The organism is Terrimonas ginsenosidimutans (assembly GCF_022012415.1).
In the GTDB taxonomy this organism is placed as follows: domain Bacteria; phylum Bacteroidota; class Bacteroidia; order Chitinophagales; family Chitinophagaceae; genus Terrimonas_A; species Terrimonas_A ginsenosidimutans.
Genome location: NZ_JAKLTR010000001.1, coordinates 109,077 through 132,449 on the forward strand (window position 1 = coordinate 109,077; position 23,373 = coordinate 132,449).

The window sequence follows — 23,373 nt, forward strand, 5'->3', positions numbered from 1 at the left end:
CTACAAAACCTGCACTATTCTTCTTTTGCGACCTGATCGGAACAAGTTAGTTCACTATGACCGGTTATCCGGCAGAGGAGTAGTATAAAGACCTCTCCCCGAACGCTTTGGTCAACACACCGCAAAAAATTTCACCCCTGGGTCCCTATTCATTTCTGGCCGGGTCATGACAAATTCCACATCCTTACTGGTCAGCAGCGCTATCCATCTTATAAAACATTGAATGCCGACCAGGAAAGTGTAATTGTAATAATGGCAAAGGAAGTGTGCAACTTGCAAGCCGCTTGGCACCTGTCATGCCAGGCATTTTTTTATGCGTAAAACTTAACCTCCAGTTTCAGGCTCTTTCTGTCCAGGCAGCTGAGTCAATAAGCTGACTGTAAAAACTCAGACGTTCATGATGCAATGCAGCTATCACACGTTTCGTTAACTACTGTTTTATCTCTACGACAAACGCTTTCAATTCCGCCATCTTCCCATGCTCAAACCGCCAGACATCGCAATACGAATAATGGGTTGCCTTACCCGTCTTATCTTTTAGTGTTATCTCACCAACGGCCGTGAGCAGATCGCCTTCACTGATCAGGTGATCTACCGTTACGATGGGAGGCTCAAGATAGGTGGCTGCCATATACTCCCTCACGGCTTGCTTTCCCTCGAGAACCTGATCACCGAGAAAGTTCCATAGCGTATTATCGGTACAGAGAGCCAGGAAGCCTTCATGATCACCGTTTGCAATAGCCGCATTACCCTTTAACAAGAGCTCTTTATTACTTGTAGACATAAACAGGACTGCATCAATTAAAAAATTGCTTTTCAATAAAGCATTATCAACACATTGATCCAACAATTAAAATGCCATTTAGTTAATGTATGCACGGGGAATATTGAACAGGCAGTTCGGGTAGCCTCTTTTTATCCAATGTCGTCTAGTTAAGGATTTTCCCGAAAGTTCATTCAATGGCCGTTGGCCGAAAATACATATACCTGCGAGTGTCAATACCCTATACTAATTAGCAGCAACAGCTTCCATCCAATACGGCACTCGGCCTCGGCCATCAGTCATCGGCCATCGAGCCAGTGTAGGACGATCTCTTAACTAAACGACAGTGCTTTTTTATCTCTGGTTTTCATCTCTCCCCAATCTTCCTCAACTGATCAAAGAACAGTTCAATCAGCCTTCTTTCATCCGTGACGATATCTGCCTGCGCAGATAAACTATTGTTGAAAAAAATCTCCTTCCCGTAGTTGGTGTGCAATCCGTTGGGCAGCGACGCTTTCAGGGCAAAACTATCTGTACGATTTGGGATCAATGAAACATAGTTAATGGTAGCAGTAAGCAAGCCAAACTCTTCGCTGGGAAATCCATCTATCTTAACGATCACCTGCTGCCCCTTTTTGATCTTGCCAAAACCGCGCTGGCCCGCCACCAGTTCAAGGTAATAGCCCGATGTACCCGGTTGAATATAGAAGAGCGGATCTCCATTGGAGATCAGTTGATTTTCTGCCAGCGAAGCGGCGAAGAGCACACGTCCGCTGTCTGGAGCAACCAATACATATTGCTGGATCCATTTTTCCGTTTCGCTTTTCAGCTGCAGCAGACTTGAACGGTATTGCTGCTGCTGATCGGTTACCTGCTTCTGCAGATCCAGCAATTCTTTATACTTCGCGTGACCACTCATCGCGTTATTCGTGATCAATGCTTCCACCTGTTCAAGGTTCTGGTCCTTGCCCAGCAACCTGCTTTTATATTGATTCAGCTCTAATGGCGCGATCACTTTTTCCTTCGCCAGTTGCACATAAGCATCGTATTCCTGCTCCTGCAGGGAACGGTCCTCCTTTTGCAATTGCTGCTGCTGCTGTGAATGGGATCGGAGGTTCGCGAGATATTGCAGATCCTGTTGCAATGCTTTTTGCTTCTTGACAAAATATCCCGATGCCATGGTTTGCCTCGTTGCAAACAGCTGGTCCTGGAATTGCTGGTAACCCGACTGCAATTCTCCGAGACCGGAGAAAAATGGAAGTTGTTCCGTCATCGCAAGTGTCAGTTCTCCCTCACCGAGCTCTTGCGTTGTTTTATTCAGCCAGTGGAACAGGGCCATTACCTGGTGATAGTCTGCCGTACTCTCAATATAAGCCAGGTGCTGCCCACCCTTTGCGATATCATTATCCTGCACAAGCAACTTCGCCAGCTTTCCCTGCGCCCGCGCGATGACCTGCTTGGGCGGGTTAGTCGCCACGAGCCTTGCGGAGGAGCGGATAATATCCGGGTAACGGATCAGCCACGTGACCATTAGTACAGCCAGTGCCACCAGCAGGAAAAATACATTTCCTTTCCGCACGATCCAGTGTGGACGATAGGAGATCAGCTCCTCCACTTCATCCGTTAACGGCTCTGATTGATTGTTAAAAGACGGCATAGAAATAAAATTTACTTAATGATTCGCTTATGATCGTTCGATATTTTTTCGCATCCAAAACATCCTCCTGCACTATAACAGAAAAGAGGCTGTTAAATGGCCAATGAGAGGTTACACAATTTGTCGCTATCAGCATCAAACTATAGTTCATCTTCAGCCATCGGTCATTCGCTATCACTTACTCTCCCAGTTCAAGTTGATTTTTTACAAGCTGATAGTAGGCGGATCTCAGGTTTGTCAATTCCTGGTGCGTACCACACTCTGCGATCACCCCTTTATCCAGCACGATGATCTGATCCGCATGTTTCACCGTGCTTAAACGATGCGCCACCACTACCACAGTGCGGCCTTTAAAGAACGCCTGCAGGTTTTTGACGATGAGCGTTTCATTGTTCGCATCAAGACTATTGGTGGCTTCATCAAAGAAAATAAAATCAGGATCACGATAGACTGCTCGCGCAATGAGTATCCGTTGTTTCTGCCCCATACTGATACCCGTTCCCTCCTGGCCGATCTTTGTCTGATAACCCAGCGGCAGGGATTCAATAAACTCCTGGAGGTTTGCCATCATAGTGGCATGCTGTAAACGTTCCATATCGATCCGCTCCTGACCGACTGCAATATTCTTCGCGATCGTATCAGAGAAAATATAACTTTCCTGCATCACGACCCCACAATGAGAACGCCACTGCTTATGACTGATGTGACTAAGCGGTGTTTCACCCAGGCGGATCTCCCCCTTCTGTGGCTGATAAAATTTCAGCAACAGCTTAAGCAGAGTCGTCTTTCCACTTCCGCTCGTCCCGACAATAGCCGTGGTCTTTCCCCGCGGAATAGATAAGTTAATATCATGCAATACCGGCGTATTGCCGGCACCGGGATAAGTGAACGACAGGTTCCAGAAATGAATGGCCACTTCCACCTGGGCCTTTGGCAGGGGGAAGCCATCAGAAGCTTCGCTGGCGGAAAGTGCCGCGTCTGCAACAGGCAAGCCAAAAGAAGCTCCGGACGGCGCGGCAAAACCTTTCACGGCAGAAGCATCATACAAACCGGTATCACTCGTTCCACCGATCAACTGACGGGTGAAGGATGCAGGCAGTTCTTTCTGTAAATGGATCTCGCGCGGCTCTTCGTCCGGCATTGCATGCACTTCGTTCAACCGGTCAAGGCTGATCCGCGCATTCTGCCAGCTCTGCACAAAGCCGATCATTTGCTCGACGGGGCTGTTCAATTGCCCGATGATATATTGAATTGCAAGCATGGCCCCAAGTGTCATCTCGCCATCAATAACGGCTTTCGCGGAGAAGAAAGTGATCAGGATATTTTTCCCTTCGTTGATAAAGAACGCACCTGCCTGCTGCCATTGATTCAGTGAAAGCCCTTTCATATTGAGCCGGAAGATCTTCGCCTGCAGCCGTTCCCATTTCCATCGCATCGGGCGCTCCGCCCCGTTTAATTTGATCTCCTGCATTCCCTGCACCAATTGGATCGTCGCACTCTGCTCTTTGGCCGTTACATCAAACCGCTTATAATCCAGCGCCTTTCTTTTCTTCAAAAACAGGATCACCCACACGGCATACAATATACTCGCGCTTGCAAACACAAAGAAAACTCCCGTATTGAATATGGCCAGCACAATGGAAAATACAACCAGGTTCACCAGCGAGAACAATACGCTAAGGGAAGATCCTGTAAGAAAGCTTTCGATCCGCTGGTGATCATTCATGCGTTGCAGAATATCACCGGTGTGTTTGCTGTCAAAATATGACATCGGAAGCTTCATCAGCTTCACCAGGAAATCCGTCAGGATAGAGATGTTGATCCGGGTACTGATATGCAGCAGGATCCAGCCCCGCACAAATTCAATGACCATCCTTCCGGCAAATAAAGCAAGCTGCGCAAGCAGCACGATGTATACGAAATGTATATTCGCTGTATTCACACCCGTGTCAACAATACTCTGCGTGAGGAACGGCAGAAAGAGTTGTAACAGGCTACCCACTCCCAATCCAACGAATAGTTGAAAGACGAGTTTCTTATATGGAAGGATATAGCCGAGAATATTTTTGAACTTCAGTGTACCGGTTGCCGGACTTTCATCTTCCGAATCGGCGGCCTCATAAAACAATGGAGATGGTTCCAGCAGCAGGGCAATACCTTCCGGCTCATCTTTAACAGGATCACTGATCCAGCTGGCACAAAATTCTTCGGCCGTATAATGCAGCAGACCTTTTGCCGGATCAGCAATATAAAGCCGGGTCCCTTTCACTTTGTACAGAACAACAAAATGGTTTTGATTCCAGTGTAAGATCGCGGGCAGTTTCGCATCTTTGACGAGAGACTGGTAGGTCAGTTTATACGAATGCGTGCGAAACCCCACCGCCTCTGCGGCTTCACCAATTCCCAGCAGATTCACTCCTTCTTTACCGATCTGCGACAGATCGCGCAAGTGTTGAAGGGAAATACTCCGCTTGTAAAACTTTGCCACCATGCGCAGGCAGGTGGGACCACAATCCATGGTATCGGGTTGTTTATAGAAAGGAAAACTCATGGTATGTTCAATTTATAGAGTCAGCCAATTGTAACATGAATGAAAGGATATCGCTCACTGATCACTTGCTATCACCTTGTAGCAACAGAGCATTTATACAACAGAGAAAGTTCATACAACATGTCAGACATCAGCAAATGCAATCAGTAGTATTCGTAAATGAAAAGTAAATGAATGAATAGAAAGCTCCAATTCTATTTTCTGAAAATTTACATGGAAGGATCATGTGTAGGTACTTTCACTTAGATAAAAATGGATGATAAAAAACGGTCAATACGGTTTGGGCATTTAAGCTTTCGCGAATAATAAGAGTTAGCACCTAAATAAAAGAGAAGCCGGCTGAATAGAAAATCAAAAAGGTGGCTTATTTTACAAGCTGGCCATATCAAGGCATTCATGATAAAAACCGTTTCTCTTTTAATACTCTTATGCATCTGCCTGTTAACATCAGGACAGCAACCTTTCGTGCTCGAGGTCAATTTCGAACGCGCAAAAACCGTTGATACGGTAGTACTGAAAATTAAAACGCCCGGATTTGTCGAGGTGCTGACTGCAGTAAAAAAAGATAAAAGCATCTCTATTGAGGGATTACTCAAAGATCCCTATGGAATTGGGCTCCTGACGACAGACGGAGGCAACGACTCACTTTTTGGCGAATTTATTGAGCTGCGACCTGGACAAAATGTCATTAGACTATTCAATGATCCTATTCAACAGGATCTCAGGATCGACACAAGTGCATGGTCGCCGTCCATGAAAGCTTTCAATAGTTATCAAAGAGCAATTGAACCAGCCACAGACTCGCTCACGAAGAACTGGAAGCAGTTAACACTTCTGAAAATAAAACATTCACCTGATAGCCTGCGCCAATTACAGGATTCCATTATTCTTGCCTGGCGTCGAAAACTGCTCGAAGCGAAAACTTTATTTTTCCGCCAGCATACCGACCAATACTCCGCCTTACACTTATTTGATCTTCATCTGTTGGCCGACAACTACGCCAGAAAAAAATTGGGTATCGATAGCCTTCACCGTATTTTCCTTCAGTTCTCTCCGTCATTGCGACAAACAGAATTAGGAAATTATATACTACTGGAACTTCAGCAACTGCTTGCTGTTGGACTTGAAAATCGTGCGCCTGATTTCAAGATCACAACTTCAGACGGAACACCTTTCCAGCTTTCAGAAGCCAAAGGATCAGTAGTACTGCTTTGCTTTTGGGACGCTAATTGCCGCTCCTGCATCGCAAGCTTTCCGATATTGAAGAATATTGCGAAGCAATATGGACGGGAGGAGCTTCGTATGATCTCCGTGTCTATTGATGCCCGGGAAAATACCTGGCAAAAAGCGCTGCAGCAGTACCAGTTGACCTGGCCCCAGGCGCTCGATTTCGCAAAATTCCGGATGAAAACCGGAACCTCCGATCAATCGCTCCGCCAGTTATACGGGGTTGAATACATTCCACAATATTTTCTGATCAGCAAAAAAGGAATGATCGTTTATCACAGCGAACTTAGTCAGGATGATGAAACGTACAGCATCTTGCAGGCTTCTTAAAAAAAGAACTCGCGAAAGATTGAATTTGATGCGCCGAATAAAGCTTCCTTGACGCGGCAATACTGACAGGCAGTATCATCAAAGATACCGGTCGATCAGCCTGACTAGTTCCGGATCACTTGGTCTTGGAGCGTCTTTCAGTATGATCCGCCCATCCTTACCGATCAGCATATATCTTGGAATGGAATGCAATCCGAATTGCCTCACAAACGGTGCGTCGTCACTATTCAAAAACAGATAGCTGTCTTCGCTGTGCAGCTTTTCCTGGTCGGCCGCTTTCTTCCAGTCCTGGGCATTTGCATCCATGGATACATATAAAAATGCAACAGGTTTATCAGCATATTTACTTCTCAGGACGGATGCAGCAGGCATTTCAGCTCTGCACGGAATGCACCAACTGGCCCAGAAATCAAGCACCAGCAGTTTTCCTTTGTATCGCTTCAGCATTTGCTGAAGGTCTTCAATGGTTTTTCCATCACTCCAACGCAGGTTGTCCGCGTTCCTGCTGCCACTCGAGATCGATTCTGCTGCGGTCAGTTTCTTCCGGACAATGTCTTTGTATTCCTCATCGCCGCAAACACGGTAATAATCAGCAAGATCTTTTGGAGTGACAGTGATCGCCTTGTTATACGCATCCAGCAATAAGCGGGTCAGAACAAAGTTGGCCGTTGCGCCCCTGACATGATCCGTGGTAAGCGCATACATTCTGACAAGGCTCGCACTGTCGGACACGACATAATTAGGGTTACCATTCAGCAGGCTGGCCGCATACGCATTGGCAAGTTTTGTAGTAAAAATATAGGGAGAAAATTCAAGCGCATTAATATCCTTTGCTTTAGCGGCAATCTTCTTGCGTAGTTCGGTTGGACCGAGTACGGTGCGGTTATTCCAGTAAAGAACAAGTGAGTCATAGCATGCCGCACTTTGGATCGCGTTGGCGGCAATGCGTAAAAAGCCTTCGCTCAGACTATCTTTTTTACTGGACAAAAGTGACATTCGTTCCAGGGCAATCGCATGGATCTGCTGTTCCGCAATGAACACACTATCCTTTTTTGAACGGCCCTTCAGGTGAGGCATCTGCCGGAATGCATACGATAGATTATCCGTTTGCCTGACAAGCGCCGGGAAGAACGCGAGCTCTTTGGTTCGCTGCGGGTCTCCTTTTACAGACATGCTTACCCCCGCATTTTTGGAATAACGTATGTTGATCCTCTCTCCCGGATAGACGAGGAAAGGCGTTTGTTTTTCGTCTGATTGCAGAAAGAAAGTAGGCCGTGTTAAGAACACGGCGGCTCCGTCACGGGGCACGGAAGCAGGATGACCATAACCCAGTGAGTCATGGTAATAAAGACTGACAGCAAATCCGCTGCTGGCAGGAAGTGGATCCACTTCTTCTATCTCAAAAAAAACAGAATCTTTTATGACCGGGGTTGCGGACAGTGTGGGAGTTGCAGGCGCTTGTTTTTCCGTTTGCGCATTGCAGAACATCCCCGCCATCGAAAAGAGCAATAGCCATCTCTTCATAAGAAAATATTTAAATGAGGCGGCCGGCAAACCGGCCGCCATCAATCGTCAGAGGTCAATATTAAGGTTGTACGCCGGGATAACCTGGGCTGCTGGCACAATTGCAGCAATACCAGGCTCTTCCGCCGCCTTCAAGGACAAACGTTGTCGCAGCATTCTGCGCTTCTGAAGCGCTGGAATAACCGCACTGGTATGTTGTCCAGTTTGCTGTGTGTGCACAGCAATTAGCGGCTTCTACGCCACCACCAATCATTTTCTGTTCGCTTTTAGTGAGGCTTTTGCCTGCAACTTTAAGTCTCTTCATAATGTAGTGTTTAGATTTTGATCAATGAACCCGGATTAAGGCACCAGGCAATTACCCGTTTTGTTTCCCGGAACGAGCGGTTTTTGTTTGCGCAGAACAAATACATTTATGATCAGTTGATCGGAACTTCATTTGCAGATAACACACCCGCATGCATTCCTCGTACCAGTATCAGCAAGTCTTCAGCGGTATATTCCTTTGGCAACACATGACCATTCAAAAAAATTGTTGGCGTAACGGCCACACGTGCCTCATCGATCCATTGCTGATGCTGTTGTACAGCATGCGCTACATCTACGGAGCGGCCGTCAGGATACTGCATCGAAAATTGTTCAAGATCCATCACCCGGTACCAGTCATGCAGCATTTCTTTTTTGAACGCCGCAGATCTGCCGGAAGCCAGTTGAAGCAGGTACGCTACAGCAGCTGTTCTCGGATCAGCTTTGTCAACAGGATTAGAAGTGAACCGAACCGTAACACCAACCTGTTGACGATCGGCAAGTTTGTGCAATACTTCATGCGTCTTAGCGCAGGGGCCACAGTAAGGATTGCAGGCAACAACGAACTGCAGGGGAGAATCAGCGTTGCCTAATTGAAGATCATCTTCCCAGGCAGAAACCTCCGCTTTCGGCTGCTGCCGGAGCAAGGCCTGAAACATACCGGAATTATGGCGGAACCGTTGCAACCGGAACTTCTCTTCCTGCACCGTTTGATTTTCTTCAAGCAAGGGCTTGATAACTCCCCTCCATACAATGGCACTCATCAAACAAACAGCAACGGCAAGCGCCACGGTGGAAATAGTGATCGAATGGAAAGACATTGTTATAAGCGAAGGCCATAATAACGCAAACTGTATCCCGATGACTCCCAGTGTTAGCAGGCAAAGTGTGCACCATCGCCTGATCACCTTCCATTGATAATACACAGAAAAAAAGAGGAAGGGTATCGCCGACGCTGTCAAAATGGGCAGCAGTGAGCTTCCGTTCAACAGCAATAAAGTATACGCAGAAAAGTAGATAATGCCGGCATCAGACCAACTGAACGACCCACTGATCTTACTCCCTTTGGATTCGATCACGGCAGCACAACCTTCATCACTCTGCACGCCACAGAGTTTTTCCGTCAGTTCGTTACTGATCCCCGATTCTTTCTGGATAACCAGTACCGATAGACCAAGACCTGCAAAAGCCGACAACAGTAAAAACGTTGAGGCAACTGAAAATACCGGGATCAGCACAGCAATGCCGGATAGCAGCAACAGCGATAACGACAGAATCCAATATGTATTGACCTTTCTTTGCCGGAGCAGATAGTCATTCAGTTCCACATTCCGCCAGCCGGCCGGCTTCTCTGCGAACACCGCAATCCCGGTCCAGCCCGCGAGCTTACCACCTTGTGACAGCTCCCGCTGATCATCTTTATGTACGATCACCAACTTTCCCTGTTGATCATTCAGGTGAGCCAGGAAAGGAGTGGGAAGATCATTCCAGTCGTTCCGGTTAACAACATATGCACCATTGTCCAGACCAAGATCATCAAGTACATCAGTGATGCTGGCGAGTGAGGGATATTCAGGATGCGCAGCCAATTTTTGTTGAAGGTAACGGGCAGGGACAGCAACAGTCAACTCTTTCAGCCATTGATGCAATGGCGCGATAAGTTCATTTCTCATGTCGCGAAAGGATTAGGTTTAAAGCAAACGAAGCGTTGGTCGTTTATCATCATAAAGGACGAACGCATGATTGAATCTAAAGTGTTTTTACGATAGCGCGAGCAAAAAGCTTTGGAATTGTGGAAATAAAGACCGAATTAAATATTAACCCCTATGCTTGTATAAAGAATAGCACTGATCAACCCTGACATGATCGGATTACTTTGTAAAAGATGAATGAACTGATTGAAGTATGTCAAATACTGATGCGAACGAAATAGTATCAGCAAGGCGTTTGATCCTTCTTAGTAGAGATGATGCGTAGTGACGAATTGATCAATACTAACTCAAAACAATCAAAGTACTATCCGGATCAAAGGTTTTTATTCGTCAACATAAGAACTGTTACGTGGGATAAGCGAAGCCATCGACTTTCCCGTGTTGAATCGGGTGCACCGGTTATCTTATCAGCATTCAACTAACGCTGTACTTGATCTTATTTTGGTCAGATAATGGCGCAATATCTACTTCCTTTATCCATTTCCTGATTCCATTTGGCAAAAGCCAGCGAATGGCGTTTTGTTGATACTGGTTGATCAACAAAGCTTCTTCATTGCCTTGAAGATAATAGCTTTCAAGGGGGCAGTTAATACTGCTGATCTTTGTCTTAGTAGTGATGTTCCATAAATCAATTGCTTCTTTGCGTCGTGTGATCAGGTACTTTCCATTATTGATCAGGTTTCCGGTAAGCGTCTCTTCTTTTACACCACCATCCCTTCTTTCGAAGATCGTATCCATTTTTTTATTCATCATATTATACATTAGCGTATACGGCATTCGATAGAAGATTGACAGCAATTTTTCATTTTCTGAAATAGCCAAACTACCGGGCTTGGTGGGATAAAAATTTCCTCCCGGGCTTTTGGTCTTTGTCGCGGTAAAGTCCAGGGTCTCGAGCCTTTTATATTGCATATCCCAGTATATTATGTAGCCAAGTCTCGTGAACGTAAGGATCCTTTTCATCGATTTTTGCACAATGGCATGCTGAATTCCATCCAAGTTGCCGTCATATGGATTGGAAGAGTTTAATTCGGCAATTATCTTCCCTTTTGTATTTACAACACGGGCCTTCCCATCGTTGCAAATAGCAAGGTATTCTCCTTTATTTTTTAACGGCAGAGCCGATAAAATAGCAAAATCAGGCATTGGCACCGAGCTGACGATGTTTCCATCTTTTATGACGGAAATTACCGAGGTATCCGATAGCTTTGAACTGTACGGATACTCGGGCATCCAGGTATATTTGACATTTCCACTAAAAACGGTGGCCCCTTCTGAAGAGGGAACAATATCTTGTATATAATAAGATGGCTTCGGCACTTCACTTTTTAAGCCCTCACTGAATAATAAAACTGATTCTTTGATATTGAACACGTGCTCGTTCTTTGCCATCCAGATACCATCCGGCAATTTGTTTCGCTCGGCAATATTCCAGAACTGGATACTATTTGCAGAGCTCGTTACGACCAGAGAGTCATTCTTGAAAGCAGCACTGATAATTCTATTGTTACTACTGAGATGACTAATGACATTCCCCGCATAATCTATTAAAGTAAATCCTCCGAAGAATTTGTTAACAACAGCAATAGTATTATCGTCACTAAGGAAAGCGTGACGCATATCCTCATCACGCCTGATATCGGCTAACTTTGCACCATCCGACAATCTCGTTACGGTAACCCAGTTCGCGGACATAGCCAGCAGCTTATCACTGCCTGTCGAAAAGGCAATAGACTCTATCTCATAATAGGGAGATAGTACTTTCTCTGAATTATCATCAATTCCCCATATCTGAATTTTATCTGACTCGAAAGTAAAGCTGGCTGCAAAAGCTCCATCAGGAGAAAATTCTGCATCATCTATAGGGCCACTTTTCTTAGTGGTCAATTTTCCCGTTGAGAAATTTAGAAAATTGACTCCTTTACTCGAATTAAATAAAACGATATTCCTGTGAGGATGAGATTTCAAAACATAAGGGCGATGGGTTAGCTTAAATCTTGACACCTCGTTTCCTGAAGCAATTTCCCGATGGACGATGAAATGCTGCAATGAACCTTGAACCACCTCCCTTTCTACAGTAAACATTGTTTCTCCATCATGTGACAGACTGAGTGCATCAATACCATATTTGTATGCTGTTTCTTTTAAAATTCTACCCTGTCTGTCGAAATAAACAAGCACGTTACTCCGTATTGAATCAAATGGCCGCTCATTAAATCCTCTATTGAACAAACAAACGACTTTATCTTTCCCCGGAACGAAATCAATCGACTCTATTTCCATGTCTTTATATTGGAGAACAGACAGCAATTCGGCATTCTGGTCAACGATACAGGCTTTTGTAAAGTATTCGCTGCCACCCCGGTCATCGCTCAATAACATTAATTGTTTATCCGTCGAAAATTTAATCGATGGGGATTTAAGATCAATATAAACATCCCTGTAATACACCCCTTTTTTGCTAATATTATTATACACGGAATAAATATTCTGCAATATTCCATCATCATCCGGTTGTAATGAATCTGCCGCTCTTAATAAATGCAGTGCCTGAGTAGGATCACTGTCCAACATCTTCGACGCCTCTGCCGATAGGTACAACGCCCTCGATTTTCTCGCTTCACTTTTAGATCTGTCATACAAGTATAAAGACACACCTAACGCAATAACTACAGCAACCACAGCAGCCCTGATAAGGATATCCTGGTATTTTTTACGTCGACGGTTACCATTAACTTCTATCTGGCTCGCCTTAACCAGCATTTTTTCCCGATCATCCAGCTTTCTCGTCCCTTTCATCCCTTTTTTAATAAGGTCCAGATCCCGTTCGTTCAGAAGATGAGATGTATTTTCTGTAAACAACTGGCTTTTCAAAATCCTGGTTGCCTTTTGCCCGGGCAGTAACGATGAATCGAAAGCAGAACGGATGACGGGCGCCAACGTATCATGTGCCAGACTTACATCATTATTTGCACCGGTGGCATCCACCAGTAGATAGGAGCTTTTACACTTCTCAATAAGCAAAGGAATATTTTCCGCATCATACCGATTCTTCGTCTCCTCTATCGAATGCGTCGCAGACGTTCCTAATTCCGTAGTATGAAAATGAAGAAGATCCAGCAACAGGCCGGAGCCTACGCTTTCCTTCTCTATATCTTCAATTTCTTTCACCTTTCTATTAAAAAAATCTTTCAGCGCAAACCCATCCTGCTTCAGTTTATAATATGTTTCCTTCGTAAACACCCTTGCATTTTCAACAGGAATGGTTTTCACCCATAGATTGGAAAGCAGGATCTGCAAGACAGGCGCAACAGGAGAATCTACATCGGCACTAAGATCACTGGCGATCTGTTCGTCAAGGCCTTGCTCAATTTCTATTTTATATTGGTTCCTGCTGGTTACACTCAAATTACTGCCGTTGACGATCTCTTTAATATTGGACCGTTTAAGTGCCTGCAGGAAGTAAGAAGAAAACGGAAGCTTCGCGGCTACTACACCATTTTCAATTTCCGCGTGAAATTCCTTCCTGTAGGCCAGCAACACTTTTACACGAACACTATGTTGAAGCAGCTCAAGGATCTGTCTAATAAAATCAGGTAATTCAAAAGGCTTTTGTGGCAGCGGTTTGGTAAAACACTCTTCTATTTGGTCGATGATAATCACCGTCCATTTTTTTCCTGATCTCAGGCTCCATTTTTTAACATGGTCTGCAAGTGCAGAAGAAGACTGGTCATCAAGCATCAATTCCTTTAATAATGTGGCTGATAATCCCTCTGACGAAATGCGTTTACAGTAAACAACATTTGTCGTCACTTTAAGTCTGGGCACAAGTCCGGCATCGAGTAAAGAAGATTTTCCCACACCAGTTTGGCCATACAGCAGCGTAACCGGGTTTGCTCGTTCATCAAGCACTCTGTCATACAGTTCCCTGATCTCAGCACCTCGTCCCCAGAAAATAGCACATTCATTTTCCGTGTACGACTTTAATGAGATGTAGGGGTCTTTCGGAAGGAAATACCCAACGGGCTTTGGCAGGCCGAAATAAGGGTTATCAATCTCGTCACGCAAGGTCCACTTTTCATCCTCCGCCCATAATTCCCAGGAAAAGCCGTCCGGCTCATTTTCGTCGCCAACCCCGCGTGCCGAACTATCAGTATCACTCCTTGCGCTCTTTACCGAATTCTTTGCAAACTCAAACGCGTCACGGACCGATTGACGCTCTGCTAAACCGCGATAGAATACGTTTGCGAAGTCCGACGCCTCTTTATCCGGCACTGCCTGGATTGATGCGATCACGGCCGGTACGCCAAGTTTGTGCAGGTTTTCCGCCTGAAGCCTTGTTGCACATCCATTCAAGAACACCAGGCGAAGGCTGGAGATCCCCGCCAGGATCTTATCAAATGCTTTTGTATTAATTGTTCCACTACGAAAAAGCAGCGAGTAATCATCTGCATGACCACCAAAATGGAATATAGCGATCCGATGTGCAAACCTTCCATCCTGTATTACACTGAGTATTGTATCCAGGTCCGCAGCAGGTCTTTCGACAACTGCGCAAAGCCCTTCATTCTCCTTGCTGTTTAAGATCTTTGCGATCATTCTCTGCTCGTCTATCAAACGATCAAGATCATCTTTCGGATTCGCAAAAGCAAGAAGCGCAATAGGAGTCTGGTCGGTTTGGGTGTGCATATATGGTGGTGGGTTAATGATCTATTTGAGATGAGGTGAACGACTGTAAAAATCTTCTGGTGCGTTTGCAATTTCATTCAGATCAAACTCCATCATTGCTCCATCGGCTGTGTAGGCGCCAATAGTGAATGCTTCGTAAACCGTGATGGTAATGGAGGCTTCTCCATTAATTGCTTTTTTGTAGATGATAGGATTTGCATAAGAGTCGTGGAGAAAAAACGCAACGCTCCCTCTGATCGGATCATCTTTATCTTCGGACAGAACACGCAACGTTACACTGAACATACCGCCTTCAATCTTTTTGTCGATCGATGCACTGAGTTTTTTTCTGCTGCTGGCCGGGCTTCCTCCCCATCGCCCTCGTTGAATATCTTCCTTATCAAAGGATCTTTGAGAAAGGTAGACCTTTTCTGTATTAGCCTTGAATGCAGAAGAAATTTCATCATAGTAAAAATCTGTTGGAAACCCCTTTTGTTCATTAAGATCCAATTCCAGCCGAGTACCATCTTCTGTGTAAGCGCCAAGAGTGAACGTCTCGTATACTCCGTTGAGGTTGAAGTTCGCTACACCATCGATGAATCGCTCAATAAGGATCTGCTTATCGAAGGTATTATGAATAAAAATGGCGGCCTCCCCTGTCGGCAAAGGCGAATTCTCAGACGATTGCCCGATAGAGATACGCAGGTTGTAAAGGCCGGTCAGGTTTGTAGGATTAAGTTCCACTGCAAGTTTTTTTCCGTTCGCCTCACTCTTATTTCCCCACCTGTTTTTTTGAAGATCATCAGCTACCGTAACCGGCACCTGCGCATACAGCTCCCTGATATTCTCGGAGAATACATTTCCTGCTGCAGGACCGGCAATCCCGGCGAGACCTCCTGCAGATTGATAATCGCTTATGCTGAAATTTTCCAGATGCCCTTCCAAACGATCAAACAAATGCTGAAGCGCCGGCAACAAAACCATCACTGGCTGTGCATAGTTTGCCGCTTGTGTGGCCATCATGATCACTACTTCTCTGGGTAATTGCTGATACGCAGGCAGGATCCCGTCTGCTTTGATCAACTGTTGCAGCTCTTCAATAGACCATGGTGGGATAGAAATTCTGAATGCGTCATGCCTCCTGAGAGACAGGAACTCTTTAGAGTTTGGGCGGTAAAGCGCGCCAACGATCGATGAATAACGAAGCCGGTGTTCGTCCGCAATATTAATTGTCAAGATCACAGTATGCGTTTCCGAGATCAGTTGAAGACCTTCTTCCAGGCCTCTGACCGATCCGGGAGTTTCGTTGGTTAAGATCTCTTCGTAATTCTCGATGAATACCAGCCTCCGGGAGTTATTTCTTCTTAAGAGCGAGGTCGTACTGTATAAAGAATCTTTCCAGTTTTTTGAACTAACATCAAAGACAACCGGTTTAACCTCCAAACTGGATAATGCCGACCAGACGATGGAGCTTTTGCCACTGCGCCCTGGTCCGGATACGATAACGACTTTGTAATTATTGATCGCCCCCTTCAACTCTTCTATCAACCTGGGTCGTCCGATCGCAACAACATCTTTGACAGGCTGCTCTTTGTCCGCTCTAACATAGGGATTCTTCGGAACAAAAATCTGAGCCTCGGGTTCCTTTACAATTCTTATAGGAATAGTGACAGTAAACCATTCCGTATAAACAGAGTTGAACGTCTTCTTGGATCCGATATCAAAACCTTTTCTGCTTACCGGTTGGCCGAATTCCAACGGTTCCTGCTCAAATGCTTTTACATCGATAGGCTTCTCCGACACAAAAAATTTCATATACTCGACAACCTGTGTAATTCCCCGGGCCCGGTATCTTTTGTCAAGGAATACTGGCAGAGAATCAAATGAATCATCTTCAAATTGAAAATGCACCAACTGCTCGGCCTCAGACGGATTCACCATTATTTCTGATATGTGCATGATCTCATACGTTCCTCCAAGGTAAAGCACAGAAAGATAAAGGGGTTCACTTACTCCCCTGATCTTACATCTCAAAATTGGTTGTTGCTGCTCTTTTGTCTTACCGTCAGATTTATAATAAAGTACAACCGGTTCGGCATCTGGTATTGGAGTAAAACTGACTGATGAAGAAAGTTCCTTGCTAAAACGAAACCCTTCAGCCTTTTCGAAAGAGAACCAGATCTTGCCTCTCTTCATCCGGCTTTCCGTATTATTTAATTCAACAACGCCCTGCCATTGGGCAATATATTCTATCTGTTTGATAAATTCGAACGGTTCATCCTGGTAGTCAAACACAGGTTGCTTCTCCTGGGTCGTCCCTTCTTTTTCACCCGCCTGCACTAACATGTAGCGTTCATCAAGGTTTCTGATCAGAAAGGTTGCATCATCTTTTTGATCAATGATGTCTATATAATGAATATCGTAGTGTTTTATGGCGTCCTCCAATGCCTTCTTCATTGCCGCAGGATGGTCTTCCGCAAAAGCTACCTTCACTTTAGGAAGGGCATTCTGTATGAGCCTTGCCTTGAAGACCTTATTTTTATCGCCGTCAAAGTAGGGAAGCAAAGACTGATCAGGCTCTACAGCCCATACTTCTGCATGTAGCTCCTCCTCCGTTTCCAATATTGTACGCATAAAGTCAAGCGAAGGTCTGAGTCCCTGCCTGGCACCTGCATCTACTATCCAACGGGCATGTTGACTGTCCCAGGAAATAGAGTATTGATAGCCCGTGCTGAGCACTTCACCGGTTAGAAATCTTCGCTCCTTGATACCTTCATTTCGATCGATGTCGGATAAACTGATCTGAGGCGCTGGCGCATCCAGCATAGAAAGACGAAGTTTCAGTTGCTGAAACAGATCTTTATAGCTCAACCTGTACCCTCCATTTTTTGCAAGATCAAGTAAGCTTGTGAAAAAATGATTGTCGTCGTACTGTCTTTCTAATAATAGCGGCGCCGGGGTTTCACTGAGGTTATGCATCACCAATACAGAGCCACCCGGGTTTATATCTTTCACAAAGAGTATTGGCCGGTTAACATTAGCCAATGCCCGTATATCTATTATGATCAGCAAATGAACATTTTCTTTAAATGAAATATCTCTTAGCATTTCATTTAAAGAGGCAAAGCCAGCCTCTTCGCTGCTTGCATCTTTATTAAAAAATAGCGTTGCTTCGTTACGCTCATTCACAGCCAACGGTCCCGAGTAAAAGAACACGCAAGCATCTCCTGGTTCTGCCTGCCTGAATTGTTGCAGTGCATTCAAGATCTCTCTTTGCGTTGTGTTAGCCAACCCTGTTAGTACAGTTAGCTTGCATTCCCGTTGAAGGTCGGAGCTATAGTCGCTCACGAATGCTGAAAATCTTTTTGCATTGTTCTCGCTGTAAAAAAAAGACGGGCCATTTCTTACCTGATCAACCCCAATAGCAAGAGAATAGATCGTTCGCACAACCGGTACTTCTATCAGTTGCTTTTTCTCATTGATTGCTTTTAGCATTGTTTCAGGAACCTGTAAGCTTATGCCTCCGTCCTGAGCCGATGCTGAAATAAATTGCAGTAGCAATTGGTTTGAGCCTAATTGCTGTAGAAATGATTCACTGTTATGCTGGATAAGATCTTTAAAAGCGATAATACTTTTCTGATTTATGGAGAAACTATTTGTTACATCCTGGTCGTCGGGAAACAGTCGTTGCAGGCGATTACCTGTTTTTACAAACTGGTCCATTGTTCTGAGCATGTCCGTTTCCTGCTTTAGCGACGCCTGTTCCTGCATTTTCCGGAAAAGCGTACTTGCCGCTTTAACAGGATCTGTGTAAGACAGTGCTTCGAGCTCCTGGGATTCAACATAGGTTTTTCCCCAACGCGTAGCGCCTATATTTGCGGAGCGGTGATAATCCTGAACGAAATGAGCAACCCTTGTGAATGAAAAGATCGCACGCGATCCCCAAAGCGTTTGCTTATCATCTTCAATTTTTTTAAGCCATTCCAGGAAGGCCATTCTGATATCAGGGTCCATTTCATACAACTCAAAACCGGTTTCTCTGCAAAAAGGCGACAATAACACATCGGCAACCGCTATACGATGAATGATTGCGGGTCCGTCATTCCATTGGTAAGTATTGAAATTCTGCCAGACCTTATACAGCAGATCGGGAGTCAGCATTGCCGGCACTGCCGCATAAGCTGCAAGAATGAAATGGCCGAAAAGGTAATCGTCATAAAATTCTTCCGTATAACGCTCACTGAACCACTCCAGTTTTGCAGCACTCACACTGGAAATGGTATCAACCGGAAAATTTGAAGGTATCGCGCTCACTGTCTGACAGGTTTTATATGTTGCTTCAATACGGTTCTTAATGTATCCTGGAGATCCTGCTGCCCCTGCTCCATGATCGGTGCCATTAAAAAAACATCCTTCCTGATCTTTTCGGCAGCTGTGCCACTCCATCGGTGTACGGGCATTGGGTTCAACCAGATAGTGTGCGCGCAGGTGTCACGCAGTTGCCTGATAAATTCGCCTGTCATCGTTGAAGGAAGCTCTGTTCCTTCTTTATTCCCTCTTGCAGCACCGGCATCGCTGATCACGATCGCCAGTGTAAAGTTCCGGTTGGTCTTGATCAGGGCCTGTCTTAGTTTAATAGGTTGAGACAGGTTGTTTTTTTCATAAACATATCCGACCGGGTAATTTTTGAAATAGAATACGCAGGCTCTCGGATGCCCACCTTCTCCTTTCGCCGTGCTGATCAGGCGGTTGGTTAATTCATGAAACGGTGTCATGGATCCACGATAATCAGCAAAAATGATGATCGTATCTTCCCTGTTGGTTTTGCCGTAACGATATTTTGGTTCCAGAAATATTCCATCCTTTGCGATCTGTTCAACAGTTGCTACGAGATCGATATCCTCTTGTTTGCGCCCCTTATCTTTCAATCGTAAAAACTGCCAGGCCTTTACCATCTGTCGGCGGGAGATCGCGAAATACTCATCGGTCTGCAAAAAGCTGAAAGCTTTTGACTGTTCACTTTCCGGTTTGCTACCAGCCAGCTCGGGCGGATGATAATACATAGTTTTGTTTTCCACCTTTGACTCTGTTGCAACCTCCTGCGTCTTTTGTTCTTTTTCCGTCTGCCCGGCGGCTGCATCCTTTTTTGGCTTCTCTTCTTTTCCCTGTTTATCCTTTTCTTCCGGTGATGCCTTATCACCATCGGGCTGCGGCTCATTCTTGTCGCCGGTATCGTCAAACGAAACTTCCTGGAGAATGGAAGCGAGCCATTCTTTTTCCTTTTTTATCGCTCCGGCTAGTATTCTGTCAAAAACTTCTTCATCCCTGTGATCCTGCAAATAAAGTATTTTACAGAATTGGGTGAATTGCTTCCAGTCTTTATCATATCCTATATGATGGCTCAATAACGCATCTACAAATAAGCGATACTTATCTATCCAGCGTTCATAGCTTAGCGTGGTTTCTATCTCTTCAAAAAAAGACCAGAAGGGAAGGTGATGACGGATCATACAGTTATGCGTTTTCTGGTTTTTCTTTCGCCGCCTTTTCAATGGCCTGCTCCCGCCTGTTCACTGCGCTATAAGTTTTTAGCAGCGCCTGGTAATACAGCGGCAGATTTGCCAGGCCAAGGTCAATCTTCTCTTTCTGTGAGTTATTAAGGAACTCATAGTAATAACCGCCTAACCAGTCAAGCAATTCACTGGTGGACACTCGTTTGTTATCGGTAGCATCAATTTTGATCTCGTCCCGCAGCGTATTGAATCGTTGAATAGCTTCGTCCACGAATGTCGAATGCTTTTCGATCAGACCGGGCATGTGTGCTTTAATGATATTGACAAGCTGAGCTTTCTCGGGAAATTTTATGTAGAGAAATAAACAACGCCGGAGAAATGCTTCCGGTAATTCCCGCTCATCATTGCTGGTGATAAAGATCAGTGGCGGATACTTTGCCTCGATCACTTCTCCTGTTTCCGGTATAGTAAACCGTCGCTCATCCAGTTCAAGCAAAAGGTCATTCGGAAAATCAATATCGGCTTTATCAATTTCATCTATGAGCAATATAGAGGGAGATTGCGCTGTTGACGTAAGAAAAGCCATTCCCATTGGTCCGAAACGCCGATATTTTGTTGCCACATCTTCCTGACCATCTGAGCCGGTTGAGTTTTTCACCAGATTAGCGTCCCTTAATCGCGCTATATGATCATACAGGTAAAGGCCATCAACCGCTTTTGATGTCGACTTCACCTGCCATTCAAAAAAATGCTGCCTATAATCTGCGCCATACCATTCGTATGCAACAGATTTTGCCAACTGCGTTTTTCCACTTCCCGGTTCGCCCTTGATCAGCACCGGCCGCTGCAAGATCTGCGCAAGCCTTACAAGCTCTTTCAGATCTTCACCCGGAATATATGGCGCTATCGGGCGCGCTTTCTTCGTAACCACCTCTCCATTCTCATCTCTAACCGGTACAAATTTACCAGACCCACTTACCTGATCGTACGTAAATGTGCTGACAGGACACAGCGGCTCCGCCGCAGCCAGCTCCTCTGCTGTAGTTCCATTAGCTATTATCACCTTCACTGCAAAGCGGGTGGAAGAGCCTTCAACTTCAGGGTTTTTTTGCGGGTATTTTTTTATGGCGACCTTTGAATAATCCATTATAGGAGGTTTTTAGTGGTGAAGTCATATAAATAGCCGTTAAGCTCCGCTATATCATTCTTATTGTATTCGCAGTAATGACATAGCTTTTGCACAAAATCTTCGTAGGATGCTTCGAAGTCTTCGTTGCCGCATAGCTTGGAGAGACCATGGTATTCTTTCAGCAGCTGGATCTTTTCACTCAGATCATCATCAGTGAAAAGAGAGGCCCAGTCTTTCGCATCATTCCATTTTATATTTCTGGGAAATTCTGTTGGAATAAAATTGAAGGGCTTATTCGAGATTTGCTTCAGCAGTTCTTTGTGAGAACCGCCGCCATTCTCCCGTTCATCTGAAATAATAATGAACATTTTACCAAGCGATGCTTTCTTGTCCACGTCAAGCGTCGAGACACTGCGCAGAAACATTTCACTGAATTCGGAACAAAATTTTTCTATCGATTTGAACATGTCATTGCCTCCTATCTCAAAGCCAATTGGTAAAAAAACGTGGCACAGCTTATTGGTAAGAGGATTGTTGCTCTCGAGTTTTTGAAAATACCATTGATGGATCACTTCCTTATCGTTGGGCATCTTACCCGCTTCATCCCGTATTTGCGCGTATAGTTTGTCCCAGATATTTGTGTCATGATCTATTTTGATAAAATCTTCGATAAAACACTTTTCCGGCTCTACCTTCAGGCTTCCATTTTTATCAAGCCATCGAAAAATTATTTTGGAAATGACTCTTTGTACATGCAAAGAAGATCCCTGCGTAGTAATAATATTCAATGAATTCTGGGAAGTCTTATAGGACTCCTTCACGTTTACACGCTGATGTTCAAAATTCAGGTGATCGATCAGTGAGTTCTTCAGAAATTTTATCTCCGGCTTTATGGTCTCCGTTTTTTCAAAAACAAAAGTGCCGGAACCGTATTCCATTCCCGGGATCGGGCCTTTATCCAGCCGTTGTTCGAGGAACTGCCTTTCGCCGGATTTGTCAAATCTTTTCCTGAGTGTGGTATAAGCCTGATCAAAAGGCAATTTTATTGCGTTGTTCTCTTCAAGCAGGCTGACCAGCTCGTTTACGAATACGCTTCCATGACCCCGCATACCATCATCTGCAGGCTGCTTTTCAAGACAGGAAGTGAGTATATCCCTTGAAAAGGGCAGATTCTTTCTCTCTCCATATCCGCCGAGCGCTTTTCCCGCATAACACGAGTCAAGAATGATCAGGAGATCACGGCATTTCTTTGCGGCGGGATAATCTGCAAAAAGATCATAAAGCTCATTGCTCTGCATGTATGTTGCCGGCTGTCCTTTAATCCCATCCGACGGAACGATATAGTAATTATTATTTGTCCTGCGCACGCCATGCCCGGCAAAGTAGATCAACAATGCATCGTTTACGCCGATCTTCTTCTGGATCGCTTCCAGCGAGTCGCTGATGTTTTTCCAGGTGGCATCAGCATCATACAAACAAATACTGGCAGACTTCGTAAGATCAATTGGAAATATTGGTAGATCAAATCGGTATTTCTGTAATACCTGGGCAACGCGTTTTGCATCTGAAACAGCATTGTTGAGGGTTGCAACGCCCCCCTGGTAATTGTCTATTCCGATTACCAGTAAATAATATTTATCAATCCTGGGAAAGCCACCTGCCAGGTTTTTATCATCTTCTTCGCCAACGGCCATAGAGTGCCGCTACTTTTTTTTCGAGCCCGGAAGAAAATATCAGATAGTCTAATGTACAATTCCTTTTGCAATTAAACTGGGGGACTTCACGCATTTGTTTTTTTGGACAAATACAGCGGATCATATACATTCGGTTGCAAACTGATTTTTCCTGCACCCTCCGGGATGGATCAATATTTGCGATCAGGATCAGACCCAACTCTCCTTGACAAACTACTGCTGATAATCCTCCCGCAATCATTAAACTTTTACGCTTATGCCACTGTGAATATAGCAGCTTCGGGTTCCTCACCCTGCAAATA

Annotated in this window: 12 protein-coding genes; 1 reads left to right on the forward strand and 11 read right to left on the reverse strand. The window is 44.9% G+C overall.

Going from position 1 to position 23,373, the window contains the following annotated elements:
- Positions 1-430: 430 nt before the first annotated feature.
- The 3 genes from LZZ85_RS00435 to LZZ85_RS00445 all read right to left on the reverse strand — a co-directional run bounded on the left by LZZ85_RS00435 (position 431) and on the right by LZZ85_RS00445 (position 4,971).
- A complete protein-coding gene (locus LZZ85_RS00435) occupies positions 431-784 on the reverse strand; it encodes a nuclear transport factor 2 family protein (protein WP_237867946.1) in 354 nt (117 codons plus the stop codon).
- A gap of 346 nt (positions 785-1,130) precedes the next feature.
- A complete protein-coding gene (locus tag LZZ85_RS00440; RefSeq protein WP_237867947.1) occupies positions 1,131-2,420 on the reverse strand; it encodes an HlyD family secretion protein in 1,290 nt (429 codons plus the stop codon).
- A gap of 178 nt (positions 2,421-2,598) precedes the next feature.
- Positions 2,599-4,971: a peptidase domain-containing ABC transporter gene (locus tag LZZ85_RS00445; RefSeq protein WP_237867948.1), complete on the reverse strand. Its 2,373-nt coding sequence runs from the start codon at positions 4,969-4,971 to the stop codon at positions 2,599-2,601.
- 396 nt (positions 4,972-5,367) lie between these two features.
- Between LZZ85_RS00445 and LZZ85_RS00450 the strand changes: the two genes are divergently transcribed.
- The gene (locus tag LZZ85_RS00450; RefSeq protein ID WP_237867949.1) at positions 5,368-6,528 is read left to right on the forward strand and encodes a TlpA family protein disulfide reductase; all 1,161 of its coding nucleotides are present in this window, start codon (positions 5,368-5,370) and stop codon (positions 6,526-6,528) included.
- A 78-nt stretch (positions 6,529-6,606) separates the two neighbouring features.
- On the opposite strand, the gene LZZ85_RS00455 is transcribed toward LZZ85_RS00450, so the two are convergent.
- From LZZ85_RS00455 to LZZ85_RS00490, 8 genes are all read right to left on the reverse strand, one after another.
- A complete protein-coding gene (locus LZZ85_RS00455) occupies positions 6,607-8,052 on the reverse strand; it encodes a TlpA family protein disulfide reductase (RefSeq protein ID WP_237867950.1) in 1,446 nt (481 codons plus the stop codon).
- Between the two features lie 61 nt (positions 8,053-8,113).
- On the reverse strand, positions 8,114-8,356 hold the full coding sequence (locus tag LZZ85_RS00460) for a hypothetical protein (RefSeq protein ID WP_237867951.1): 243 nt from the start codon (positions 8,354-8,356) through the stop codon (positions 8,114-8,116).
- A gap of 112 nt (positions 8,357-8,468) precedes the next feature.
- Positions 8,469-10,028 carry a vitamin K epoxide reductase family protein gene (locus LZZ85_RS00465; RefSeq protein ID WP_237867952.1) on the reverse strand — a complete coding sequence of 520 codons (1,560 nt, stop codon included), beginning with the start codon at positions 10,026-10,028 and terminating at the stop codon, positions 8,469-8,471.
- A gap of 453 nt (positions 10,029-10,481) precedes the next feature.
- Entirely contained in the window at positions 10,482-14,756 is a 4,275-nt protein-coding gene (locus LZZ85_RS00470; RefSeq protein WP_237867953.1) for an nSTAND1 domain-containing NTPase, read from the reverse strand.
- A gap of 21 nt (positions 14,757-14,777) precedes the next feature.
- The gene (locus tag LZZ85_RS00475) at positions 14,778-19,049 is read right to left on the reverse strand and encodes a pYEATS domain-containing protein (protein ID WP_237867954.1); all 4,272 of its coding nucleotides are present in this window, start codon (positions 19,047-19,049) and stop codon (positions 14,778-14,780) included.
- Positions 19,046-20,245, reverse strand: a complete 1,200-nt coding sequence (locus LZZ85_RS00480) for a hypothetical protein (protein WP_237867955.1) — start codon at positions 20,243-20,245, stop codon at positions 19,046-19,048. The genes LZZ85_RS00475 and LZZ85_RS00480 overlap by 4 nt, the downstream gene beginning before the upstream one ends.
- Positions 20,246-20,249: 4 nt before the next feature.
- Positions 20,250-21,395: an AAA family ATPase gene (locus LZZ85_RS00485; RefSeq protein ID WP_237867956.1), complete on the reverse strand. Its 1,146-nt coding sequence runs from the start codon at positions 21,393-21,395 to the stop codon at positions 20,250-20,252.
- Entirely contained in the window at positions 21,395-23,071 is a 1,677-nt protein-coding gene (locus LZZ85_RS00490) for a caspase family protein (RefSeq protein WP_237867957.1), read from the reverse strand. The genes LZZ85_RS00485 and LZZ85_RS00490 overlap by 1 nt, the downstream gene beginning before the upstream one ends.
- Positions 23,072-23,373 lie beyond the last annotated feature (302 nt).

What these genes read in the sequence shown, in the direction of transcription:
- LZZ85_RS00435 (WP_237867946.1), bottom strand. Translation starts at nt 784, where the DNA reads ATGTCTACAAGTAATAAAGAGCTCTTGTTAAAGGGTAATGCGGCTATT.
- LZZ85_RS00440 (WP_237867947.1), bottom strand. Translation starts at nt 2,420, where the DNA reads ATGCCGTCTTTTAACAATCAATCAGAGCCGTTAACGGATGAAGTGGAG.
- LZZ85_RS00445 (WP_237867948.1), bottom strand. Translation starts at nt 4,971, where the DNA reads ATGAGTTTTCCTTTCTATAAACAACCCGATACCATGGATTGTGGTCCC.
- LZZ85_RS00450 (WP_237867949.1), top strand. Translation starts at nt 5,368, where the DNA reads ATGATAAAAACCGTTTCTCTTTTAATACTCTTATGCATCTGCCTGTTA.
- LZZ85_RS00455 (WP_237867950.1), bottom strand. Translation starts at nt 8,052, where the DNA reads ATGAAGAGATGGCTATTGCTCTTTTCGATGGCGGGGATGTTCTGCAAT.
- LZZ85_RS00460 (WP_237867951.1), bottom strand. Translation starts at nt 8,356, where the DNA reads ATGAAGAGACTTAAAGTTGCAGGCAAAAGCCTCACTAAAAGCGAACAG.
- LZZ85_RS00465 (WP_237867952.1), bottom strand. Translation starts at nt 10,028, where the DNA reads ATGAGAAATGAACTTATCGCGCCATTGCATCAATGGCTGAAAGAGTTG.
- LZZ85_RS00470 (WP_237867953.1), bottom strand. Translation starts at nt 14,756, where the DNA reads ATGCACACCCAAACCGACCAGACTCCTATTGCGCTTCTTGCTTTTGCG.
- LZZ85_RS00480 (WP_237867955.1), bottom strand. Translation starts at nt 20,245, where the DNA reads ATGATCCGTCATCACCTTCCCTTCTGGTCTTTTTTTGAAGAGATAGAA.
- LZZ85_RS00485 (WP_237867956.1), bottom strand. Translation starts at nt 21,395, where the DNA reads ATGGATTATTCAAAGGTCGCCATAAAAAAATACCCGCAAAAAAACCCT.
- LZZ85_RS00490 (WP_237867957.1), bottom strand. Translation starts at nt 23,071, where the DNA reads ATGGCCGTTGGCGAAGAAGATGATAAAAACCTGGCAGGTGGCTTTCCC.